19 protein-coding genes are annotated in these 19,748 nt (G+C 70.7%); 1 reads left to right on the top strand and 18 read right to left on the bottom strand.

The genetic code is table 11. The annotated features are described in order from the left end of the window. Position 1: 1 nt before the first annotated feature. The 18 genes from coaBC to HMPREF1868_RS03235 all read right to left on the bottom strand — a co-directional run bounded on the left by coaBC (position 2) and on the right by HMPREF1868_RS03235 (position 18,216). On the bottom strand, positions 2 to 1,207 hold the full coding sequence (gene coaBC, locus HMPREF1868_RS03325) for a bifunctional phosphopantothenoylcysteine decarboxylase/phosphopantothenate--cysteine ligase CoaBC (RefSeq protein WP_062530322.1): 1,206 nt from the start codon (positions 1,205 to 1,207) through the stop codon (positions 2 to 4). Next, positions 1,194 to 1,925: a zinc ribbon domain-containing protein gene (locus tag HMPREF1868_RS03320; protein WP_062530320.1), complete on the bottom strand. Its 732-nt coding sequence runs from the start codon at positions 1,923 to 1,925 to the stop codon at positions 1,194 to 1,196. Before HMPREF1868_RS03320 ends, coaBC begins: the two co-directional genes overlap by 14 nt. A gap of 78 nt (positions 1,926 to 2,003) precedes the next feature. Then, positions 2,004 to 3,179 (bottom strand): cysteine desulfurase family protein, encoded by a 1,176-nt coding sequence (locus HMPREF1868_RS03315; protein WP_062530318.1) that lies wholly within the window; start codon positions 3,177 to 3,179, stop codon positions 2,004 to 2,006. Next, positions 3,179 to 3,859, bottom strand: a complete 681-nt coding sequence (rpe, locus tag HMPREF1868_RS03310) for a ribulose-phosphate 3-epimerase (RefSeq protein WP_009279347.1) — start codon at positions 3,857 to 3,859, stop codon at positions 3,179 to 3,181. The genes HMPREF1868_RS03315 and rpe overlap by 1 nt, the downstream gene beginning before the upstream one ends. A gap of 11 nt (positions 3,860 to 3,870) precedes the next feature. Next, positions 3,871 to 4,890 carry an NAD(P)H-dependent glycerol-3-phosphate dehydrogenase gene (locus tag HMPREF1868_RS03305; protein ID WP_062530316.1) on the bottom strand — a complete coding sequence of 340 codons (1,020 nt, stop codon included), beginning with the start codon at positions 4,888 to 4,890 and terminating at the stop codon, positions 3,871 to 3,873. Next, complete coding sequence (locus tag HMPREF1868_RS03300; RefSeq protein ID WP_062530314.1) at positions 4,887 to 5,582, bottom strand: glycerol-3-phosphate acyltransferase; 696 nt, start codon at positions 5,580 to 5,582, stop codon at positions 4,887 to 4,889. Before HMPREF1868_RS03300 ends, HMPREF1868_RS03305 begins: the two co-directional genes overlap by 4 nt. Further along, positions 5,579 to 6,907: a ribosome biogenesis GTPase Der gene (gene der / locus HMPREF1868_RS03295; protein ID WP_062530311.1), complete on the bottom strand. Its 1,329-nt coding sequence runs from the start codon at positions 6,905 to 6,907 to the stop codon at positions 5,579 to 5,581. The genes HMPREF1868_RS03300 and der overlap by 4 nt, the downstream gene beginning before the upstream one ends. Before the next feature lie 159 nt (positions 6,908 to 7,066). Next, positions 7,067 to 8,458, bottom strand: a complete 1,392-nt coding sequence (locus HMPREF1868_RS03290) for a DUF512 domain-containing protein (RefSeq protein WP_062530310.1) — start codon at positions 8,456 to 8,458, stop codon at positions 7,067 to 7,069. Continuing rightward, the gene (gene ispH, locus HMPREF1868_RS03285; protein WP_062530307.1) at positions 8,458 to 9,303 is read right to left on the bottom strand and encodes a 4-hydroxy-3-methylbut-2-enyl diphosphate reductase; all 846 of its coding nucleotides are present in this window, start codon (positions 9,301 to 9,303) and stop codon (positions 8,458 to 8,460) included. Before ispH ends, HMPREF1868_RS03290 begins: the two co-directional genes overlap by 1 nt. Positions 9,304 to 9,313: 10 nt before the next feature. Further along, a complete protein-coding gene (gene cmk, locus HMPREF1868_RS03280) occupies positions 9,314 to 10,900 on the bottom strand; it encodes a (d)CMP kinase (RefSeq protein ID WP_062530305.1) in 1,587 nt (528 codons plus the stop codon). Then, on the bottom strand, positions 10,897 to 11,580 hold the full coding sequence (locus HMPREF1868_RS03275) for a histidine phosphatase family protein (RefSeq protein ID WP_062530303.1): 684 nt from the start codon (positions 11,578 to 11,580) through the stop codon (positions 10,897 to 10,899). The genes cmk and HMPREF1868_RS03275 overlap by 4 nt, the downstream gene beginning before the upstream one ends. Next, positions 11,567 to 12,349 carry a pseudouridine synthase gene (locus HMPREF1868_RS03270; RefSeq protein ID WP_197414938.1) on the bottom strand — a complete coding sequence of 261 codons (783 nt, stop codon included), beginning with the start codon at positions 12,347 to 12,349 and terminating at the stop codon, positions 11,567 to 11,569. The genes HMPREF1868_RS03275 and HMPREF1868_RS03270 overlap by 14 nt, the downstream gene beginning before the upstream one ends. A 55-nt stretch (positions 12,350 to 12,404) precedes the next feature. After that, on the bottom strand, positions 12,405 to 13,211 hold the full coding sequence (gene scpB, locus HMPREF1868_RS03265) for an SMC-Scp complex subunit ScpB (protein ID WP_062530299.1): 807 nt from the start codon (positions 13,209 to 13,211) through the stop codon (positions 12,405 to 12,407). Next, positions 13,208 to 14,023 (bottom strand): segregation and condensation protein A, encoded by an 816-nt coding sequence (locus HMPREF1868_RS03260; RefSeq protein WP_062530297.1) that lies wholly within the window; start codon positions 14,021 to 14,023, stop codon positions 13,208 to 13,210. Before HMPREF1868_RS03260 ends, scpB begins: the two co-directional genes overlap by 4 nt. 1 nt (position 14,024) lies before the next feature. After that, positions 14,025 to 14,693 carry a site-2 protease family protein gene (locus tag HMPREF1868_RS03255; RefSeq protein ID WP_231782241.1) on the bottom strand — a complete coding sequence of 223 codons (669 nt, stop codon included), beginning with the start codon at positions 14,691 to 14,693 and terminating at the stop codon, positions 14,025 to 14,027. Positions 14,694 to 14,703: 10 nt separating this feature from the next. Then, positions 14,704 to 15,342 carry a flagellar biosynthesis protein FlhF gene (locus HMPREF1868_RS03250; RefSeq protein ID WP_062530295.1) on the bottom strand — a complete coding sequence of 213 codons (639 nt, stop codon included), beginning with the start codon at positions 15,340 to 15,342 and terminating at the stop codon, positions 14,704 to 14,706. Beyond that, positions 15,335 to 17,326 (bottom strand): ABC-F family ATP-binding cassette domain-containing protein, encoded by a 1,992-nt coding sequence (locus HMPREF1868_RS03245; protein ID WP_062530293.1) that lies wholly within the window; start codon positions 17,324 to 17,326, stop codon positions 15,335 to 15,337. The genes HMPREF1868_RS03250 and HMPREF1868_RS03245 overlap by 8 nt, the downstream gene beginning before the upstream one ends. A gap of 479 nt (positions 17,327 to 17,805) precedes the next feature. Continuing rightward, positions 17,806 to 18,216, bottom strand: a complete 411-nt coding sequence (locus HMPREF1868_RS03235; RefSeq protein WP_062530290.1) for a VOC family protein — start codon at positions 18,214 to 18,216, stop codon at positions 17,806 to 17,808. A gap of 435 nt (positions 18,217 to 18,651) precedes the next feature. Between HMPREF1868_RS03235 and HMPREF1868_RS03230 the strand changes: the two genes are divergently transcribed. After that, positions 18,652 to 19,617, top strand: a complete 966-nt coding sequence (locus tag HMPREF1868_RS03230; RefSeq protein ID WP_062530287.1) for a MarR family winged helix-turn-helix transcriptional regulator — start codon at positions 18,652 to 18,654, stop codon at positions 19,615 to 19,617. The last annotated feature ends 131 nt before the right edge of the window (positions 19,618 to 19,748 follow it).

Below are 19,748 nucleotides of genomic sequence, written 5' to 3'. Positions count from 1 at the left end.
CCTAGCCCTGGTCCCGGGGAAGGGCAAGCTCGCGCACGCGGTCCATGACGCGGCGAGCCACCTCGTCCTTGGGCAGGCAGGGAAGCTCGAGCTCGCCGGAGGCGTCGACCAGCGTCACGGCGTCCGTCTCGGAGCCGAAGGTCGAGTCCGCGCGCGAGACGTCATTGGCCACGATGAGGTCGGCTCCCTTGGCGCGGAGCTTCGCGCGGGCGTTGGGGACGAGCTCGTCGGTCTCGGCGGCGAAGCCCACCACGACGCGCCGTCCCTTGCGGGCGCAGAGCTCGGCCAGGACGTCCGCCGTGCGCACCAGGCGGATGGAGTCGAGCGGCTCCCTTGCCTTCTTGAGCTTGTGGTCCGCGGGCTCGGCAGGGGTGTAGTCCGCCACGGCGGCGGCGCACACCGCCACGTCCGCGCCGTCGAAGGCAGCGAGGGCGGCATCGTGCATCTGGGCGGCAGAAACCACCTCCACGCGCCTCACCCCCTCGGGCGTGGGGAGCGAGACGGGCCCTGCCACCAGCGTGACGGAGGCGCCCCTCCTCGCCGCCTCGCGTGCGAGGGCGAAGCCCATCTTCCCGCTCGATGCGTTGGCGATGTAGCGCACCGGGTCGATGGCCTCGTGCGTGGGCCCCGCCGTGACCACGAGGGAAAGGCCCTCGAGGTCGCGCGCCTCCCCGCCCAGGAGGTCGAGGGCGGCCGCGAGGACCTGCCCGACGGGCGCGAGCTTGCCCGTGCCCACGGCGCCGCAGGCGAGCCTGCCGGAGTCGGGCATGACGAAGCGCACCCCACGCGAGCGCAGGGTGGCGAGGTTGGCCTGGGTTGCCGGAGCCTGCCACATGCGCAGGTTCATGGCGGGGGCGACCAGCACGGGGCAGCCCAACGCGAGGAGCGTGGTGGAGAGCGCGTCGTCCGCCATCCCCGCGGCCATCTTGGCCATCACGTTGGCCGTGGCGGGGACCACCACCGCGAGCTCGGCGAAGTCGGCGAGCTCGACGTGGGGGATCGGGCCCTCCCCTGAGCCGTAGAGGCTCGTCGTGACGGGATGTCCCGAGAGGGCCTCGAAGGTCGTGGGGCCCACGAAGCGCGTCGCGTCCTCGCTCATGACGATGCGCACGTCGCAGCCCGCCTTCTGGAGGCCCCTCATGAGCTCGACCGCCTTGTACGCGGCGATCCCGCCGCACACGGCGAGAAGGACCCTACTCGACCTCATCGAAGGCCCCCTCGAACACCAGCATGCGGTGGCAGTAGGGGCATTCGGTCACCTCTGCGCCGGCGCACCTGAGGTCCGAGAACTGGCTGGGCTGGAGCTTGACGCGGCAGACCGAGGGGAGGTTGCCCGCGAGCCTCTCCACGGCGAGGCCCCCGAAGCGCCTCGAGGCGGCCTCGTAGCGCGCGAGCACCTCGCCCGAGAGGTCTGCGACGACGGACTTGCGCTCGGCCGCGAGCTTGCGCACCTCGGCCATGAGGTCCGCGGACGCCCGCTCGAAGGCCTCCTGCTGGGAGGCCGCCTCCTCGTCCAGGCGCGCCATGACGCCACGGGCGTTGCGTTCCGCCTTGCGCAGGCGGTCGCGGAGCTCGACCTTCTCGCCATGCGTGAACTCGATCTTCTCGAGCCTCTTGGCAAGGGAGGTGAGCTGCGCCTCGAGGTCGGTGAGCTGGCGGTAGTCCGCCTGGCGCTCCGCCGCCTGGGCCTTGACCTCGTCCATGAGGACGACGAACTTGTCGTGCGCGGCCTCCGAGTCCTCGACGTCCATCTCGCTGTCCTTGCGCTGGCCCACTATGCTGGCAAGCTCGCCCTGGAGCTTGCGCTTGGCCTGGGCGATGGCCTGGAGCTTCTTCTGCTGGGGCATGGCCGAGAGCTGTCGCTTGAGCCTGAGGAGCTGGAGGTCGATCTCCTGGAGCCTGAGCAGTGCCTGGGATTCCTTCATGTGCCGCCTCCTTGGGGGCATGGTGTTTGGTCGCAGGTGGTTCGTGCCGGCGGGCTTGCTGTCGCGCGAGGCGGTCCGCTACGCCCCGGCCTTCTTGCGCACGAGGGCGAGCAGGGCGTCCGCGAAGCGCGACAGGTCGTCCTCCCCCACGCGCTCGTCGAAGGACACGCGCAGGGAGCAGAGGGCGAGCTCGCGGGGTATCCGCATGGCCGAGAGCACGTGGCTCGGGTCCAGCGATCCCGACGAGCAGGCAGACCCGGCCGAGACCTCGAACCCCGCCTCGTCGAGCGAGAGGACCAGGGTCTCGGAGTCGACGCCCGGCACCAGCAGCGAGACCATGCCGGGCAGGCGCCCCTCGTCCATCTGGGGGGAGACGCTCGCCTCGATGCCGGTTCCGGGGGCGCAGAGGCGGTCGTAGAGGCCCTGGGCGCGGGAGGCGACGAGGCGACGGCGCTCGGAGAGCCCGTCCGAGCAGGAGCGGGCGGCGGCGGCGAAGGCGAGCGCGCCGCGCACGTCCTGCGTGCCCGCGCGCCTCCCCTGCTCCTGGCCGCCCCCGAAGGACTGCGGCCTGAGCGGGCAGCGGCTGCGCAGGGCGAGCGCCCCCACGCCCACCGGGCCGCCGATCTTGTGGGCGGCGAGGGAGACCGCGTCCACGTCCCCGAGCTCGAGCGGGATCCTGGCGAAGGCCTGGACGGCGTCCGTGTGCATGAGGGCGCCGGCCGCGTGCGCCCTTCGCGCGATGGCGGCCACGGGCTGCACCACGCCCGTCTCGTTGTTGGCGCACATGACCGAGACGAGGGCCACGTCCGGGCCCAGGAGCTCGCCCACCGCCTCGGGGGTGACGACGCCATGGCGGTCGGGACTCACGAGCCCGGCCTCGAAGCCGCGGCCCCTCAGCGGGGGCAGGACGTCCAGGACCGAGTCGTGCTCGATGGCGGAGACCAGGACCCTGGTTCGCCTGCGGTCCCTCTCGCGTGCCGCCTCGGCCATGCCGAGGAGGGCGAGGTTGTTGGACTCGGTGCCGCCCGAGGTGAAGGTGACGTCCATGGGCCTGAAGCCGCCGCCCAGGCAGCGGGCGAGGTCGCGGCGGGCGCCGTCGAGGGCGCGGGCGGCCTCGCGACCCAGGCTGTGCAGGGAGTTGGGGTTCGCCCCCGCGATGCGGGAGGACTCGTAGTCGAGCTCGGCCTCGCGCGCCGCGTCGCAGAGCGGGGCCGAGGCGGCGTAGTCGAGGTAGAGGGGGGCATCGGACGGCATCAGGCGCGCCTCGCGAGTCCGCCTAGGGCCGCGTCCCTGATGGACCGGATGGCCTGGGCGCGGTCCTGCGCGCCGAAGACGGCGCTTCCCGCCACGAGCACGTCGGCTCCCGCCGCCGCCACGGCGGCGGCGTTCCCGGCCGAGATGCCCCCGTCGACCTCGACCCTGGGGCTCACGCCATGGGCGGAGCAGAGGGCCTTGAGGCGGCGGAGCTTGGCGAGGGAGCCCTCGATGAAGCCCTGGCCCCCGAAGCCGGGGTTGACCGTCATGACCAGCACCATGTCGAGCTCGTCGACGAGCTCCTCGAGGCAGGACACGGGGGTCGCGGGGTTGAGCGCCACGGCCGCCTTGGCCCCCGCCTCGTGGATGAGCGAGACGAGCCTCCGGGCGTGCGTCTGGGCCTCCCAGTGGAAGCTCACCACGTCGGCGCCGGCGTCGAGGTACCAGGGAACGCACTCCTCGGGGTTCGAGACCATGAGGTGCACGTCGACGGGAAGGTCCGTGGCACGCTTGACCTGCGAGAGGACCCCCACGCCAAACGAGAGGTTGGGCACGAAGTGACCGTCCATGACGTCGAAGTGGAGAAGGTCCGCCGTAGCTATGTCGTCGAGCTCGTCCGCGAGCCTGGTGAAGTCTGCCGAGAGCAGCGACGGCGCCACCCTCACGTCATGGTCAAGCATCAGCACATCCCCTATTCGTTTGTGCGGAGACCGTAGAACTCCTCGTTGGGCCCGCGGTCCAAGAGGAGCCCGGCCGCCTCCTCGAGTCTGATTCCCTCGTACAGGATAGCGTGTACGGCATGGGTCACGGGGGTCTCTATGCCCATCTCGCACGCAAGCTCCCAGACGCTCACCGCCGCGCGGGCACCCTCGACCACCATGCGGGTGCGGCCCTCGTACGACTCGAGCGTCTCGCCCGCGGCGAACGCCTCGCCGAAGCTGCGGTTGCGCGAGTGGCGCGAGGTGCAGGTGGCGACGAGGTCGCCCATGCCGGCGAGCCCCATGCAGGTGAGGGTGTCGCCGCCCAGGGCGCTCACGATGCGCCCCACCTCGGCGAGGCCGCGAGTCATGAGGACGGCGAGCGCGTTGTCGCCCATGCCCAGGCCGGCACAGACCCCGCACGCGATGGCGATGACGTTCTTGACGGCGGCGCAGACCTCGACGCCCCGCACGTCCCGGGAGCGGTAGGCCCTGAAGCTGGTCGAGTGGAGGAGCCGCTGGAAGTCGCGGGCGAGGGCCTCGTCCTCCGCTGCGACGACGCCGGCGGACACCATCCCGCGCGAGATCTCCTCGGCGTGGTTGGGGCCCGAGAGCGCGGCGATGCGGCAGGGATGCCCCAGCTCCTGGGCCACGACCTCGGTCATGAGCAGGTGGCTGCCCGGCTCGATGCCCTTGGTGAGCACCAGGAGCCCGGCGGGGTCGGGGACCGCGGCCGCACAGGACGCGAGGGTGGCCCTCAGGAAGGAGGAGGGCACCGCCACGAGGACCTGGCCCGCCCCGGCGAGCGCCTCTGCGGCGTTCGTGGTGGCACGGACGTTCGCGGGCAGCTCGTAGGAGCTGAGGTGGCGCGGGTTGCGGTGGAGCTCGCTGATGGAGCGGGCCACCTCATCGGAGCGGGCGAGCATGCAGACCTCGTCCGCATGCCCCGCGACGAGACCGGCCGCCGCCGTGCCCCAGGACCCCGTGCCGATGACGGCGACCCTCCCGCTCATCGCGACTCCCCCTCCTCGTCGCGCTTGTCGGACGAGCCGCGATGCACGCTGAAGCGACGCTCCTCTCCCCTGGCGAGCTTCCTCAGGTTGGTGCGGTGCGACCAGATGACGACGACCGCGGTGACGGCCAAGGGCAGCTCCACCCAGGGCCCGAAGCCCATGAGGGCCCCCACCACGGGAAGGGCGGCAGCGGCGGCGACGGAGCCAAGCGAGACGTAGCGCGAGGGTATGGCGAGGACGAAGAACACGGCGAGGATGGCGAGCGCCAGGGGCCAGTGGAGCCCCAGGGCCGCGCCGAAGCCGACCGATATGCCCTTGCCACCCCTGAAGCCCAGGTAGGGGGAGAAGACGTGTCCCATGACGCAGCTGAGGTAGACCAGGGCGAGGGCCCAGCCGAAGGGGGTTTCCACGCCTGCGGCGGCCCAGTCTCCCCCAAACACGAAATCGGAGAGCGCGAGGTGCGAGAGGAGCATGCACGCCATGCCCTTGCCCGCGTCGCAGGCGAGGGTGAGCGCCGCCGCAGCGGCACCCGCGGAGCGCGCGACGTTGGTCATGCCGATGTTGCCCGAGCCCACCGTGCGCACGTCCACGTGCTCGCGCGAGCCCTTGGCGATGAGCAGGCCGAAGGGTATGCCACAGACGAGGAAGGACGCGAGCATGCAGGCGGCGGTCGCCAGGGCGAGCGGGCTCATCTGCGCCCCTCCTCCCTCAGGCGGAACTTGAGCCTGACGGGGGTTCCCGTGAGGTCGAAGGCCTGGCGCAGGCGGTTCTCCATGAAGCGCTCGTAGTTGTCGTCCACGAGGTCCGGCGCGTTGCACCAGAAGGTGAGCACGGGAGGCCTCTGGCCGGTCTGCACGCCATAGTGGACCTTGAGGCGGCGGCCCTTGTCGGTGACGGTGTGCCCGCCCTCGCGGATCTGGGTGAGGAGGGCGTTGAGCTGCGAGGTCTTGAGCTGGCAGGCATGGTTCGCCGCCGCCTTGACCGCAGCCTCGAGGATCTTGTCGGTGGCGCGCCCGGTGAGGGCGCTCATGTTGACCGAGGGCGCCCAGGGGGCGAACGAGAGGCGCTGGGCGAGGGTGGCCGCCACGTCGTCGCGCTGCTTCTCGGTGGTGACGAGGTCCCACTTGTTGAGGGCCACCACGAGGGCGCAGCCGCGGTCCACCGCCATGCCCACGAGCTTCTGGTCCTGCTCGGTGACGCCCACCGAGGCGTCCACCACCAGGATGCAGACGTCGGCGCGGTCCATGGCCTCGAGGCCGCGGACCAGGCTGTAGTACTCGACGTCCTCGTGCACCAGGTTCTTCTTGCGCATGCCCGCGGTGTCGACGAGGCGGATGCGCGTGCCCTTCCACTCGATCATGCTGTCGATGGCATCGCGCGTGGTGCCCGCGACGTCCGAGACGATGGAGCGGTTCCTCTTGGTCAGACGGTTCGCGAGCGAGGACTTGCCCACGTTGGGACGGCCGATGATGGCCACGTTGAGGGCGTCGTCCGCCGGCCCCTCCTCGTCCTCCTCGTCCGGGAGCACGGCGACGACCTCGTCGAGGAGGTCTCCCGTGCCGTGGCCGTGCCCGGCCGAGATGGGACGCGGCTCCCCCACGCCCAGGGAGTAGTAGTTCCAGGACTCGAGCTCGCGGGCGGGGTCGTCGATCTTGTTGACCACCAGGAAGACCGGCTTGCCCGACTTCCTGACCACGCGGGCGACCTCCTCGTCCTCGTCGGTCACGCCGACGGTGCCGTCCACCACGAAGATGATGGCGTCCGCCTCGTCGCAGGCGGCGAGCGCCTGCTCGCGGATGCGCGGGGCGAAGACGTCCTTGCTCTTGGCGGACTCGATGCCGCCGGTATCGATGAGGACGAACTCGCGGCCGTTCCAGTCGGTCGTGTGGTACGAGCGGTCGCGGGTCACGCCGCGCGACTCGTGGACTATGGCGTCGCGGTTCACCGCCAGGCGGTTGACGAGGGTCGACTTCCCCACGTTGGGCCTGCCGACCACGGCGACTATGGGCTTGGACATGATGCTCCTTGCTGTTCCTGCTGCAGATTCCTGGGAAAAGTCTAGCATGCGCGCCCTGGGAGCCCCGGGCGGCGGGGTCCGCGCACAGCAAAGCCACGGCAGGGGCGCCCCTCCCCTGCCGGGAGGCGTCGAGGCACGTGGCCCTCGCCCGACGAGGCCCTAGAGCCCGAAGGTCCCGGCGAGGGCTGCGACCATAGTTCCGGGCGAGGACTGGCTCACCAGCGGGAGCCCCCCGCGGGAGCGGATCTCGTCCAGGATGTGTGCCTGGCTGTCCCCGTCCAGGGTGACCTTGTCGAAGTTGAACATGACCTCGGGCAGCACGACCACCGTCGACGAGAGGTCCTGGGGCAGCTGCGCGAGCAGGTCGCAGGACACGATGAGCCCGGTCACGTTGACGTCCCCGCCGTAGTAGTCGTTGCGAATCGCGACGCAGCCGGCGCGACCCGCCGACCACCGCTCGAAGAAGCTCGAGATGGTGGGCTCCGCAGCCTCGCCGCAGACGACGAGCGCGCGCATGCCCCGCTCCTCGAGGCGCGACCTCAGGCCACTGAGGAGCCCGCCCTGCGTGCGGCAGAGCTCGTCCGCCTCGTCCAGGAAGCTCCTCAGCATGCCGATGCCGTCATAGAACTGCGGGTAGCCGTCGTAGGTCTCGGCCGGCGGGACGGGCAGCTCGGCGTCCACGTAGAACTCGTCCGAGAGCTGGAAGCGGGTGCGCCCCAGCTCCCGCCTGGCCCGCTCCTGGTAGGGCTCGATGAGCCTCACCACGGCCCGCGACGCCTCGACGTCCTCCGAGAAGGACTCCGAGAACTGCTTGGAGTACTTGGTGTAGCCCATGGGGACGAGCGCCATGGAGCTGATGTTGGGCCTCTCCTCCACCCAGTCGAGGGTCCGCCTGAGCTCGTCGCCGTCGTTGATGCCGGCACAGAGCACGATCTGCCCGTGCACCTCGAGCCCCGCCTCGCAGAGCCGCTCCAGCACCTCGACGCCCCTCATGGCGCGCGGGCCGATGAGCGACCTCCTGACCTCGGGCGATATGGCATGGATCGAGACGTTCATGGGCTCGAGGCGGCACCGGACGATGCGCTCCAGGTCGTCGTCCCCCACGTTGGTGAGCGTCACGAAGTTGCCCTGGAGGAACGACAGCCGGTAGTCGTCGTCCCTGAGCGAGAGGGACGCGCGCGCGTCCTCGGGGAGCATCCTCATAAAGCAGAACTGGCAGGCGTTGACGCAGGTGCGGATGCCGTCGAAAAGCACGTCGGTGAACTCGACGCCCCAGTCCTGCCCGGGCTCGCGCTCGAGCTCGCAGGAGTAGGACTGGCTGTCATCGGGGTCGAAGACCTCGAGCTCGCAGTAGGCGTCGGCCCCCTCCCAGCGCCAGTCGATGAGGTCGCGCAGGGGGTGCCCGTTGATGGCGTCCACGCGCATGCCCGGCTCGAGGCCTGCCTCCCAGGCGGGGCTCCCGTCCTCGACGGCCTGGATCCAAGCCCCGTCCGCCTGCGATCGGGTGGAGGCGTAGTCCACACGCTTGAGCCTGCCCTCTCCCGCCTCCATCAGCCCTCCCCCACGAGCTCGCCGATACGCTCGACGACCTCGTCGATCTGGGACTGGGGCGTGGAGGCGCCGGCGGTCACGCCGATGAGCTCGGCCCCGTCGAACCAGGGCGCCTCGAGCTCGGACGCGCCCTCGATGTGGTGCGTGCGCGGGCAGGAGGCCTCGCAGATCTGGGCGAGCCTGCGGGTGTTGGCGGACATGCGGCCGCCCACGACCACCATGGCGTCCGCCTGGGCGGCGAGCTTCGCCGCGGATGCCTGGCGCAGGGTCGTGGCCTCGCAGATGGTGTCGACGACACGCAGCTCGTCCACCCTGCCTATGAGGGCCCCCACGAGCGCGCGCAGGCGGGAGCGCGACTGGGTGGTCTGCACCACGAGTCCCACGCGCCGCGCGAGCCTGACGCCCTCGAGGTCCTCGGGCCCGCCCACGATGAGCGCCTGGGGGGCGTGCCCCAAGGTCCCCTCGACCTCGGGATGCCCCTCCTCGCCCAGGATGAGGACCTGGTAGCCCTCTCTTGCGAGCCTCTCCGCGGCGTTGTGCGCCCGGATGACGAAGGGACAGGTGGCGTCCAGGACCTCGTCGTGGGAGGCGCGGGCAGCGTCCTCCTCCTCGGGGGTGACGCCGTGCGTGCGCAGCACCAGCGTGCCGCCGGGCGCGTCCGCCGCGGAGGCGACGACGCCGACGCCGCGGCTCTCGAGCTCGCCCACCACGCTGGGGTTGTGGATGAGGGGGCCCAGGGTGTGGATGGGACCCCTGGCGTCGCGGGTCGCGTCCCTCACCATCTGGAGCGCGCGGTTCACGCCGTAGCAGGCGCCCGCCTCGTCGGCGACCAGGATCTTTGGCATCTCTTCTCCCCTACAGCTTGCCCGGGTGCTCCCGACGGAGCTCGTCGCGCATGGCATAGACGCGATCCATCGCCAGGGACTCCATCGCCTTCGCCTGGGCCTTGCGGCCCCTCACGCCCAGGTCGCCGAACTCGAGGCAGTCTCCGACCTTGCACCAGACCCTGCCCGGCCTCTTCCAGTGCGTGCCCTCGGGCGTGATGTTGAGGGCGCCAACGATGGAGAGGGGCTGCACGGGCGCCTTGGCGAGCTGGGCCACCAGGGCGAAGCCCGCGTGGAGCTCGACGGGCTGGTCCTGCGACCTGACGCGCGTCCCCTCCGGGAAGATGAGGATGCACTCACCCCTCCTGAGCGAGCGGACGCAGCGGCGCACGAAGCTCATGTCGGCCGTGCCCCTCACCACGGGGATGCCGCCGATGCGCGAGAAGAGCCAGGTCACGAACCTGTTGCCGTCGAACTCGCTCTTGTAGACGGGACGCACGCGCTGGCCGTGGGCCCAGAGCGAGACCACGACGGGAATCGGGTCGAGCATGGAGACGTGGTTCATGACTATGACGCGCCCGCGCCTCTCGTCCCAGAGCTTGCGGCCGTCCACCATCCTCCAGGGCCAGACGAGCTTGGTGAGGGCCCCGACCAGGCAGACCGCGAGGGCGAGAAGCGCTCGCGCCGGAAGCGGGAAGTCCGCCATGCGGTGGTCGTAGTAGTCGTCGAAGGAGTTTCCCGCGAAGGCGCGCATCCTGCCCTCGCCCGGCTCGGCGGCGAGCCTGCGCGCGGCGGCGTCGGACTCGGGATTCGGGACGGGCGTGCCGGCGGGCATGGAGTCGGCGGCGGGCACGCCGACCGTCCCCGCCTCGCCTCCGGAGGCCGCCTGGGACGCCGCCGGGACGTCGTCGCCGGAGTCCCTCTCACCCGAGGCGACCCGGTCCATGAGGGCCGAGATCAGCGCGACCTCCTCCTCCACGCTCAGTCTCGACGAGTCGATGTGCACGGCGTCCTCGGCGGGCCTCAGGGGGGACTCCTCGCGGGAGGAGTCGAGGCGGTCGCGACGGACGATGTCCTCCAGGATCTTGCGCTCCTCCTCGCCGTCCGCCTGCGCCGAGGCGTCGGTGGTGCTGTTGCCGCCGGCGCGCTGGACCGCCCTGCGGTGGGCGCGGGCCGCGGGGTCGGCGGTGAGGAAGACCTTCACGTCGGCCTGGGGAAACACCACGGTGCCGATGTCGCGGCCCTCGGCCACGACGTTGCTGGAGCGCCCCAGCTCCCGCTGGCGCGCCACCATGGCGGCACGCACGGCGGGGACGGCCGCCACCGCTGACACGTTGTGGTCCACCTCGGCGGAGCGGATCTGGGCGCTGACGTCCTCGCCGGACTCGAAGACCGTCTGGGAGCCGTCCTCGGCCGTGCCGAAGCCGATGCCGCAGGCCTCGGCGACCCTCGCCACGGCCTCGCGGTCCGCCAGGTCGACCCCCCTCTGCAGGCAGCGCAGCGTGGCGCAGCGGTACATGGCGCCGGTGTCGAGGTAGGTGAGGCCCCGCTCGCGCGCGAGCGCCCTCGCTATGGTTGACTTTCCGGAGCCGGCAGGCCCGTCGATTGCAACGATCACTTCACACTACCTTCCGCGATGTTCTCGGTCGTGTCCCTGCCCAGGAGGGAGGGATCCTCCGCCCTGCGCCGCACCTCCTCGGGTGCGAGCCCGATGGCGACGAGGGTGTAGCTCGTGCCGTCGCAGGCGAGGACCTGCGAGCTCACGTTGGGCAGGCGCAGCCTCCAGAAGCTCGTGAGCGGAATCTGGAGTGCCGAGGCCAGGACCGCCCTGGTGAGCCCCCCGTGGGTGACGCAGGCCGTGCGGCCCCCGAGAGGCCTCAGCGCCTCGAGCAGGCCGTGGGCGCGCGCGAAGAGCTCCTCGAAGCGCTCTGCCCCCTCGGGCGCCCGCGAGCGTCCGTCGGGACCCAGGGCCCAGGGGAAATCGTACCCCATGGCCCTGAGCTCACCCACCGTGAGGCCCTGCGCGGGACCGAACTCGATCTCGGCCAGCTCCTGCCTGACCTCGAGCGGCACGCCGAGCCTCCAGGCCGCCTCGCGCGCGATGGCGAGGCAGCGCGAGAGGGGCGACGACCAGACGCGGTCGGGCCCCCAGGCCACCAGCGCCTCGACGGCGCGCGCCATCTGGCGCTCCCCCTCCGGGCTCAGGTCCACGTCGCTCCTGCCCGAGAGCGTGCCGGCGAGGTTCGCCGTGGTCTCGGGGTGTCGCATCAGGAGGATGCGCTGCCTATCCCCTGACATGCGAGGGCACCTCCCCCGTGGCCAGGGCCTCGACCGCCGCGCGCTCGCGGGCGTCGAGGGGCCTCCACTGGCCGGGCATGAGGCCCGTGAGGGCGAGGGGCCCGAACTCGTCGCGGTGCAGGCGCAGCACCTCGTGCCCCACGGCCTTGAGCATGCGCTTGACCTGGTGCTTGCGACCCTCGTGGATCCTGAGCGAGACGACGCTCGTCCCATAGGGAACGCCCTCGGGCGCCACGGGCAGGGTGTGCGGGTCGCCTGCGCGCAGCAGCCGCGCCTCCGCGGGCGCCGCGGCGCCACCCCGCAGCTCGACGCCCTCGCGCAGGGCCCGGAGGGCGTCTTTGCCCGGGACGCCTCGGACCAAGGCGACGTAGTGCTTCCAGACGTGGCGGGAGGGGTGGAGCATGCCGTTCGCCACGTCGCCGTTGGTGGTGAAGAGCAGGAGGCCCGTGGTGTCACCGTCGAGCCGGCCCACCGGGAAGAGACCGGGATGGCGGTCCGTGGGCACGAGACTCGCCACACAGGGACGGCCCTGGGGGTCCCTCATGGTGGTGAGGTAGCCCGCGGGCTTGTAGAGCATGACGTAGGCGTGCCCGTCGGCCAGGCGCACGAGGCGGCCGTCCACGCGCACCTCGTCCGCGTCGACGTCGACCTTGCTGCCCAGCTCGCTCACCACCTGGCCGTTCACGCTCACGCGCCCGGCGCACATGAGGTCCTCGGAGCCGCGCCGACTCGCGACGCCCGCACGGGCGAGGAAGCGCTGCAGGCGCATGGTGTGCGGCGCGCCCTCGGGAAAGGCCCGCTTGGCGCGCGCGTCCCCCTCGCCCCTATTCGACATCACAGGACGCCTCCCCGACCACTGTGCCCGCGGCTTCCGCCTCGCCGCTCGGGACGACCGTCGCGGCGGCCACGCCGCCGACCTGGGCGAGGGGGGCCTCTCCCCCGTCCGCGAGGGCAACGAGGACCTCCGGGGCGTCCCCGTCGTAGCCGTCACCCAGGAGCTCCCGCTCCTGCTCCATGTCCTCCGAGGCCTCCTCCAGGGTGGACGAGATGGCCCGGCCGCTCAGGCGCTCACGGATGAACTGGCGCGACTCCTCGTCGGGCGCGAAGTCCTCGAGCGGCGGCAGGTCGCGCAGGGACCTGAGGCCGAACTGCTCCAGGAAGCGGCGGGTCGTGCCGTAGAGGAGGGCGCCGGAGCGACCCGACTCGTGCCCCACCTCGCGGACGAGGCCCTTCTCCTTGAGGGAGCCGATGACGCCGTCCGAGTTGACGCCGCGCACGGCCTTCACGCCCTCGCGCGTGACGGGCTGGTGGTACGCGATCACGGCGAGGGTCTCGAGGGCCGCCTGCGAGAGACGACGCATGTCCCACGAGAGCACGTAGCCCTCCACCTGCTCGTGATAGGCGGGGTGGGTGAAGAGCCTCCAGCCACCCGCGACCTCGCGCAGCTGGAAGCCGCGGTTGGCGTCGGAGTACTCCGCCGCGAGCTCAGCGAGGGCGGACGCCGCCTCGCCCGGGGCGACCCCCAGCGCCTTCGCGAGGTCGGTCGCCGGGACGGCGTCGGTCGAGACAAGGAGCAGCGCCTCGAGCTGGCCCCTGAGGGAGCCGGTGGAAAGTCGTTCGAGCTCGCTCATTGGAGTTCCTCCTCAATGCTGGTCAGTTCGGACTCGTCCAGCTCGAAGGCCGGTGCGCCCTCCACGCGTGCCACGTCGATCTCCCCGAAGGTCCGCGACTGGCTGAGCGTCACGGCGCCGCGCTTGCTGAGCTCGAGGATGGCCAGGAAGGTCGCGACGACCGCCTCGGGCCTCCAGTCACCGTCCACGAGCTCGGAGAAGGTCACGAGCGGACGGGCGCGGGTGAGGCGGTCGACCGATGCCACGGTGAGGGCGATGGGCAGGCGCTTGGGGGCGACGTGCTCCGCCTCGAGCAAGAAGCCCTCGCGCCTGCTGTCGAGGTCGGCGCAGATCACGGCGAGCGAGCGCAGGGTGATGCCCTTGAGGTAGTCGGGCATGAGGCCCATGAACTCCGGGTCGGGGCCGGCCGTGCGCGCGAGCATGAGGCCCTCCGCCTCCATGCGGCTCCCCAGGGCCATGCCAGCGTTCCTGAACTGCTTGTAGGCGATGAGCCGGGCGATGAGGACCTCGCGCACCTCCTCGGGCGAGAGGTCCGCGAACTCGTCGTCGTCCGCATCGTCGTCTCGCCGCGACGGCACGGAGTGGTCGGGCACCAGAGACGCGGCCTTCATGTCGAGGAGGGTCGACGCCACGAGAACGAAGTCACTCGCCACGTCCAGGTCCAGCTCCCCCATGGAGCGGACCTCCTCGAGGTACTGGTCGGCCACCTCGGCGATGGATATGGAGCCGATGGCCACCTTCTGCCTGCTCACGAGCTGGAGGAGCAGGTCGAAGGGCCCCGAGTAGGCCTGGGTCCTCACGCGGTACGACATGCTAGGCCCCCAGGAGGTGGCCGGCGAGGCGGATGGCGGTGGCCCTGAGGTAGGAGCTCAGGGGGTCGAAGCCCAGCAGGCCCGGCAGGACGTAGAGGACGACGAGCAGGATGGGCATGGAGTAGGCCTGCACCTGCTGGTATATGCGGCGTCCCTCTCCCCTGAGGAAGGGCGAGAGGAGCTTGGAGCCGTCGAGGGGCGGCAGGGGGATGAGGTTGAAGAAGGCAAGGGAGCAGTTGACGTAGCACCAGGACGAGGTGACGCGCAACAGCCAGTACGCCAGGCCGTACCCTCCGTCCCAGAAGCCCGCGAGGGCCTGGAAGGCGAGGCCGGCCACGACTGCCTGGAGGAGGTTGCAGGCCGGGCCCGCCAGGGCGACCAGCGCCTCGTCACGGGCGGGATGACGCAGGCGGCGCGGGTCGAAGGGCACGGGACGGGCGTAGCCGAAGACCGGCCCCTGGGCGAGCGCCATGAGGACGGGCAGGAGGACCGACCCGAAGGGGTCGAGGTGCGCCGCGGGGTTGAGGGTGAGCCGTCCCTGCTCCTTCGCCGTGGGGTCGCCCAGCATGAGGGCGGCCCAGGCGTGGGCGAGCTCGTGCAGGACGAGCGAGAGGATGGCCACGCCGACGCTGACGAGCGTCCCGACGACGCTCATGAGGCTGAGGTCCACGTCCGCCCCCCTAGCGCCGAGATGCCCGGGACAGGAGCCAGTCGAGCACGAAGAGCGCGAGGGCCGCGATGGCGAAGTCGAGCCTCAGGACCCCGCCGAGCGGCGTCTCGAAGAGCAGGGCGCCCGAGAGGGCACGGGGCAGGAGCTGCGAGACGCGTGCCGTGAGCTCGAGGAGCTGGACGCGGTGCGATCCCACGACCACGGCGTCCGCGACCACGAGGGCCGAGAGGCCAAGCGCCGCGAGCCTGCAGGCGAGGGCGAGGAGCCACAGGGCGAGACGGGCGAGGAGCCCTCCCAGCGAGGACAGGAAGCCCCCATGGCGGCGGGCGGGCTCGGGCGAGAAGGCCTCGCGGCGAGGGCTCGGCACCGCGGCACGAGGCGCTGGCACGTAGGGCCTCTGCACCGGGGCCGGCTGTGCACGCGGCACCTGGGCCGCAGGCCTCAGCAGCGTGCGCTCGGGACTCTCGCCTGCCTGACGCGCGGAACGGTCAAGGCGCCTGGTCGCAGGCTCCGCCGCCTGCCAGGGGCGCGGCTCGTCGGCCGCCACGTAGGCGTCGGAAGGCACGTGGGCGCCCGCCTGTGAAAACTCCTGCCGGGGAGAGGCCGCCGTGCGCCCCTCCCAGCCACCACCCGGGACGTCGCTAGGCATTGAGGGCCTCCTCTATCTTCTCCGTGAGCTCGAGCCACTCCTCCTCGAGCGAGGGGATCTTCTTCGAGAGCGCGTTGTACTCCGCCATGCACGTGTCGAAGCGGTCTGCGTCGGCATAGAGCTCCTCCGAGGCCATGAGCTCCATCAGCTCCGCATAGCGCTTGCGCGCGGGCTCGAGGGCGGACTCGACCTGCCTCAGGCGGCACCTCTCGCCCTTGAGGGCGCGGTTCGCGGCGTTGCGCGCCTCCGCCTCCGCGCGGCGCTGCTCCTTGGTCTTCACGTTACGGCCCTGGGTCACGGGCTCCTCCTGGCTCGCCGTCGCACGGGTGGGCTGTGGCGCCTGCTGTCCGGACGCCTCGGCCTCCCGGGCCTCGAGCTCGGCGCGCTTGAAGAGGTAGTAGTCGTAGTCCCCGTCATAGAGGGTCACCTTGTGGTCGCGCACCTCGATGACCTTGTTCGCCACGGCGCGCACGAGGTGCTCGTCGTGGCTGATGAGCATGATGGTGCCCGGGAAGTCGACGAGCGCCTGCTCGAGCACGTCCACCGAGTCGATGTCCAGGTGGTTGGTGGGCTCGTCCAGGCAGAGCAGGGGGTCCGGCGAGACGAGCATCCTGGCCAGCGCGAGGCGCGCCCGCTCCCCGCCCGAGAGCACGCCGACGCGCTTGTCCACGTCGTCGCCATGGAAGAGGAAGGCGCCCAGGAGCCGGCGCTCCTCCGAGCTCGTCCAGCCGGGGGCAGCCTCGTCCATCTCCTGCATGACGGTCAGGCCCTCGTGCAGGGTCTCGAGCTGGTGCTGGGCGTAGTAGGTCTGGGTCACGTTCTGCCCCAGCTCGACCGTGCCACGACTGGGCTCCTCGTGGCCGTTGACGATCTTCATGAGCGTGGACTTGCCCGCACCGTTGGGGCCCACGAGGACCGCATGGTCGCCGCGGTAGAGCTTGAGGTCGACGCCCTCGTAGACGTGGTTCTCCCCGTAGCTCTTCGCCACGCCCTCGAGGCTGATCACCATGTCGCCCGTGCGCGGGGGCTCCGGGAAGCGGAAGCGGACCTTCTTCGACGACTCGGGCAGCACCACGAGCTCGGACTGGATCTGCTCGATGCGCCGGATGCGCTCCTGGACCTGCTTGGCCTTGGTGGGCTTGTAGCGGAACTTGTCCACGAAGACCTGCATGTGGTTGATGTCGCGCTCCTGGGCGGCGCGCTTGGCGCGGAGCTGCTCCAGGTTGTCCTCGCGCTGGCGCAGGTAGCCGGAGTAGTTGCCCACGTAGGTGACCAGGCGCTTGTTCTCGAGCGCGGCGACGTGGCTCACGCAGGAGTCCATGAAGGCACGGTCGTGGCTCACCAGGAGCACGGCGCCGTCATAGGAGCTCAGGAAGGACTCAAGCCACTTGACGCTCTCGAGGTCGAGGTGGTTGGTGGGCTCGTCCAGGAGCAGGAGGTCGGGATGGCGGAGGAGGAGCTTTGAGAGGGCGATGCGCATCTGCCAGCCGCCCGAGAAGTCGCGCGAAGGCTTGTCGAAGTCCTCGATGGGAAACCCCAGGCCGCCCAGGATCTGCCGGGCGCGCGCCTCGAGCTCGTAGCCGCCCAGCCGCTCGAAGCGGTCCTGCGCCGCGCCGTAGCGCTCGAGGAGGCCGTCCTGCTCGGGCCCGGTGGGCATGGACGAGATCTGGTGCTCCATCTGGGATATGCGGCGCTCGAGCTCCTTGAGCTCGTGGGCGGAGTCGACGACCTCGGCGAGGGCGCTCTTCTCGCCCGCCAGATGGGTCTCCTGCTCCAGGTAGCCGATGCTGCAGTCGCGCGCGAAGCTCACCGTGCCCTCGTCGGCGGACTCCTGGCCCATGATTATCTTGAGCAGCGTGGTCTTCCCGGCGCCGTTGGGACCCACCAGGCCCCAACGCTCGCCGGCATTGAGCTGCAGCGTAGCGGCCGAGTACAGGACCCGGCCGCCGAATGACTTCGAGATCTTGTCAGCGAGTGCGATCAAGCGCGTTCCTCCGGATGCCCGCCTACACGTGACCTCCCAGTATACGAGATGGCCCGACGGGGGCGACGTCTCCTGCCGACGCGCACATCGCAGGAACAGAATGGCTCGCCGACGACTGCAGGCCAGGCGCGCCCACTACGTCCAATGCGTGCCCTGGTTCGCCCACTGCGTCCGACGCGCTCGGAGGCTCGTCTCGACAACGCCCGATACGCGCGTATTCTTCTTGATAGCGTCTGACGCGCGCCAAGATTCGCCGAAAGCGTCCGACGCGTCTTTGGCGTGGCCGGCAACTGGGCAAACGCGAACGCTTCAGACGCGTTCGACGTATTCGTGGATTTTACGCACGCGTTCGACGTATTCGTGGATTTTATGCACGCGTTCGACGTGCTCGTTCGACTCATGCGCAGCCCCGCACGCGCAGCGCAGCTCGACGGCGAACAACACGTATGTCAGGCGCGATGACGCCGCGAGTGCCGCGCCTACGAGCAGAGGTGGATGGCGAAGCCCGCGATCTGCCGCTCGAAGTAGATCAGCTGGGTGCTGCCATCAGGCCTGAGCACGCGCGACGCCTGGTTAAGCCTGAACCCGCGCGCCTCGAACCAGCGCTCCGCCGCAGGCAGGTCGTCGACATGGAAGCCGATGTGGCCCTTCTCCCCGCGCGGGGCCTGGGGGCGCATTATCTCGACCAGGCTGCCCGAGAAGAGCGAGATGGGGGCCTGGACGTTGCGCGGCAGCCCCATGAGGGTCTGGAAGAGGCCCGCGATCTGCTCCGCCTCCTCGTCCGTAGCCGCGTTCACGCCCACGTGGGCGATACTGAGCCCGAAGAGTGCCACCGGATCGTCCTGCACGCTCGTGTCCTGCACGCTCGTGTCCTTCACCTCGTCTGCCATGAAAAGCTCCCCTTCCTCGTCGTAGGAGGACCCTCTCCCCTCTTCCCCCTTTTCGCTCGAGTGTACAAGCTGAAGGTTTCAACTTGCGCACTCGTGAGACGGTTTCTCTCTCCTTCCTGCACAGACATCGTGGCGCGGCTGTCGAGTGCGCAATTGAGTGCTTTAAGTTTGTGCACTCGCAAGGGGGAGGTGGGACGAGGGTGGTGAATCAAGGGGCGCGCGGCTCCGGCGGTCGTCGCATCCACAGGAAAGCGAACAAATTACACAGGTACCTGTCTTATGTGGAGGAGCGGTGTAGATGCGCCTCCCAACGAGGCCGAGCGTCGCAATCCAACTCCGCACTGCTATCGTCGTAGACAGTTACACAGGTACCTGACATTCGAAAGACGCACGGAAGGACCGTGCGGGACGCCAGGCGCCGACGGAGGGATTCGCATGACCGAAGAGAACGACACCCAGACCCAGGCAGACCAGACCGAGGAGGTCGCGGGCGAGAAGGCCGAGGCCACGAGCCCCAAGGCCCACGAGGAGATCTCGCTCGCCCACAAGGCCGGACGCATGGGCAACCTGCTCTATCGCTACACCAAGCTCCAGACCGAGGCCCACGGCGGCTTCGGCGACCCGCTGCGCGGCCAGGGACGCGTGCTCGCGCTGCTCAAGGCCAAGCCCGAGACCAGCCAGAAGGAGCTCTCGTTCCTGCTCGACATGCGCCAGCAGTCGCTCTCGGAGCTGCTCGCCAAGCTGGAGGAGAAGGGCTTCGTCACCCGTGCCAAGTCCGAGGAGGACGGGCGCGTCACCATGGTGCGCCTGACCGAGGAGGGCGCGTCCGCCGCCCCCGCCGAGGACGACATGGACCCCGACGAGGACGTCTTCTCCTGCCTCTCCGCCGAGGAGCGCGCCCAGTTCGAAGCCCACGTTGACACCGTGATCGCCTCCTTGGAGGAGAAGCTCCGTGCATTGGGCTTCGACCCCAACGCCAGGCGCGAGCGCCACGACGACCGCCGTGGCGGCTTTGGGCGCGGGCGAGACGAGCGCGGAGGGCGCGGCGGCTATGGTCGTGGCGGCTTCGAGCGCGGAGGGCGCGACGAGCGTCGGGGCGGCTACGGCCACGGCCGCGACGAGCGCGGGGGGCGTGGGGGCTTCGACCGCGAGCGCCACGACGACCGCTGCGGCGGCTTTGGACGCGGGCGAGACGAACGCGGCAGCAGGGACGAGCGCCCCAGCCGCGGGCCCAAGGGCTTCGGCCCCCAGAACACGAGCCGAGGCTACGGCTATCAGAGCTCCGACCGCAAGGGCGGCTACGGCCACGGCCGCGACGAGCGCGGAGGGCGCGGGGGCTTCGACCGCGGGGGCCGGGACGACCGCCGCGGCGGCTACGGCAAGGGACGCGACCGCGACTAGGTCCCCAGCCCGCAAGTCAAACGTCCCTGACGCCCTGGTGTCCGGACAGGCAAGACGAGACCCCTCCAAGGCAACCAAGCCATGGAGGGGCCTCCTGTTGTTCGCGCGCCATCGGGCATGGCGCGCATGAC

The organism is Olsenella sp. DNF00959 (assembly GCF_001553055.1).
Classification (GTDB): domain Bacteria; phylum Actinomycetota; class Coriobacteriia; order Coriobacteriales; family Atopobiaceae; genus Olsenella_I; species Olsenella_I phocaeensis.
Note: the sequence above shows the minus strand (reverse complement) of the source record. Positions and strands in the feature narration are given on the sequence as shown.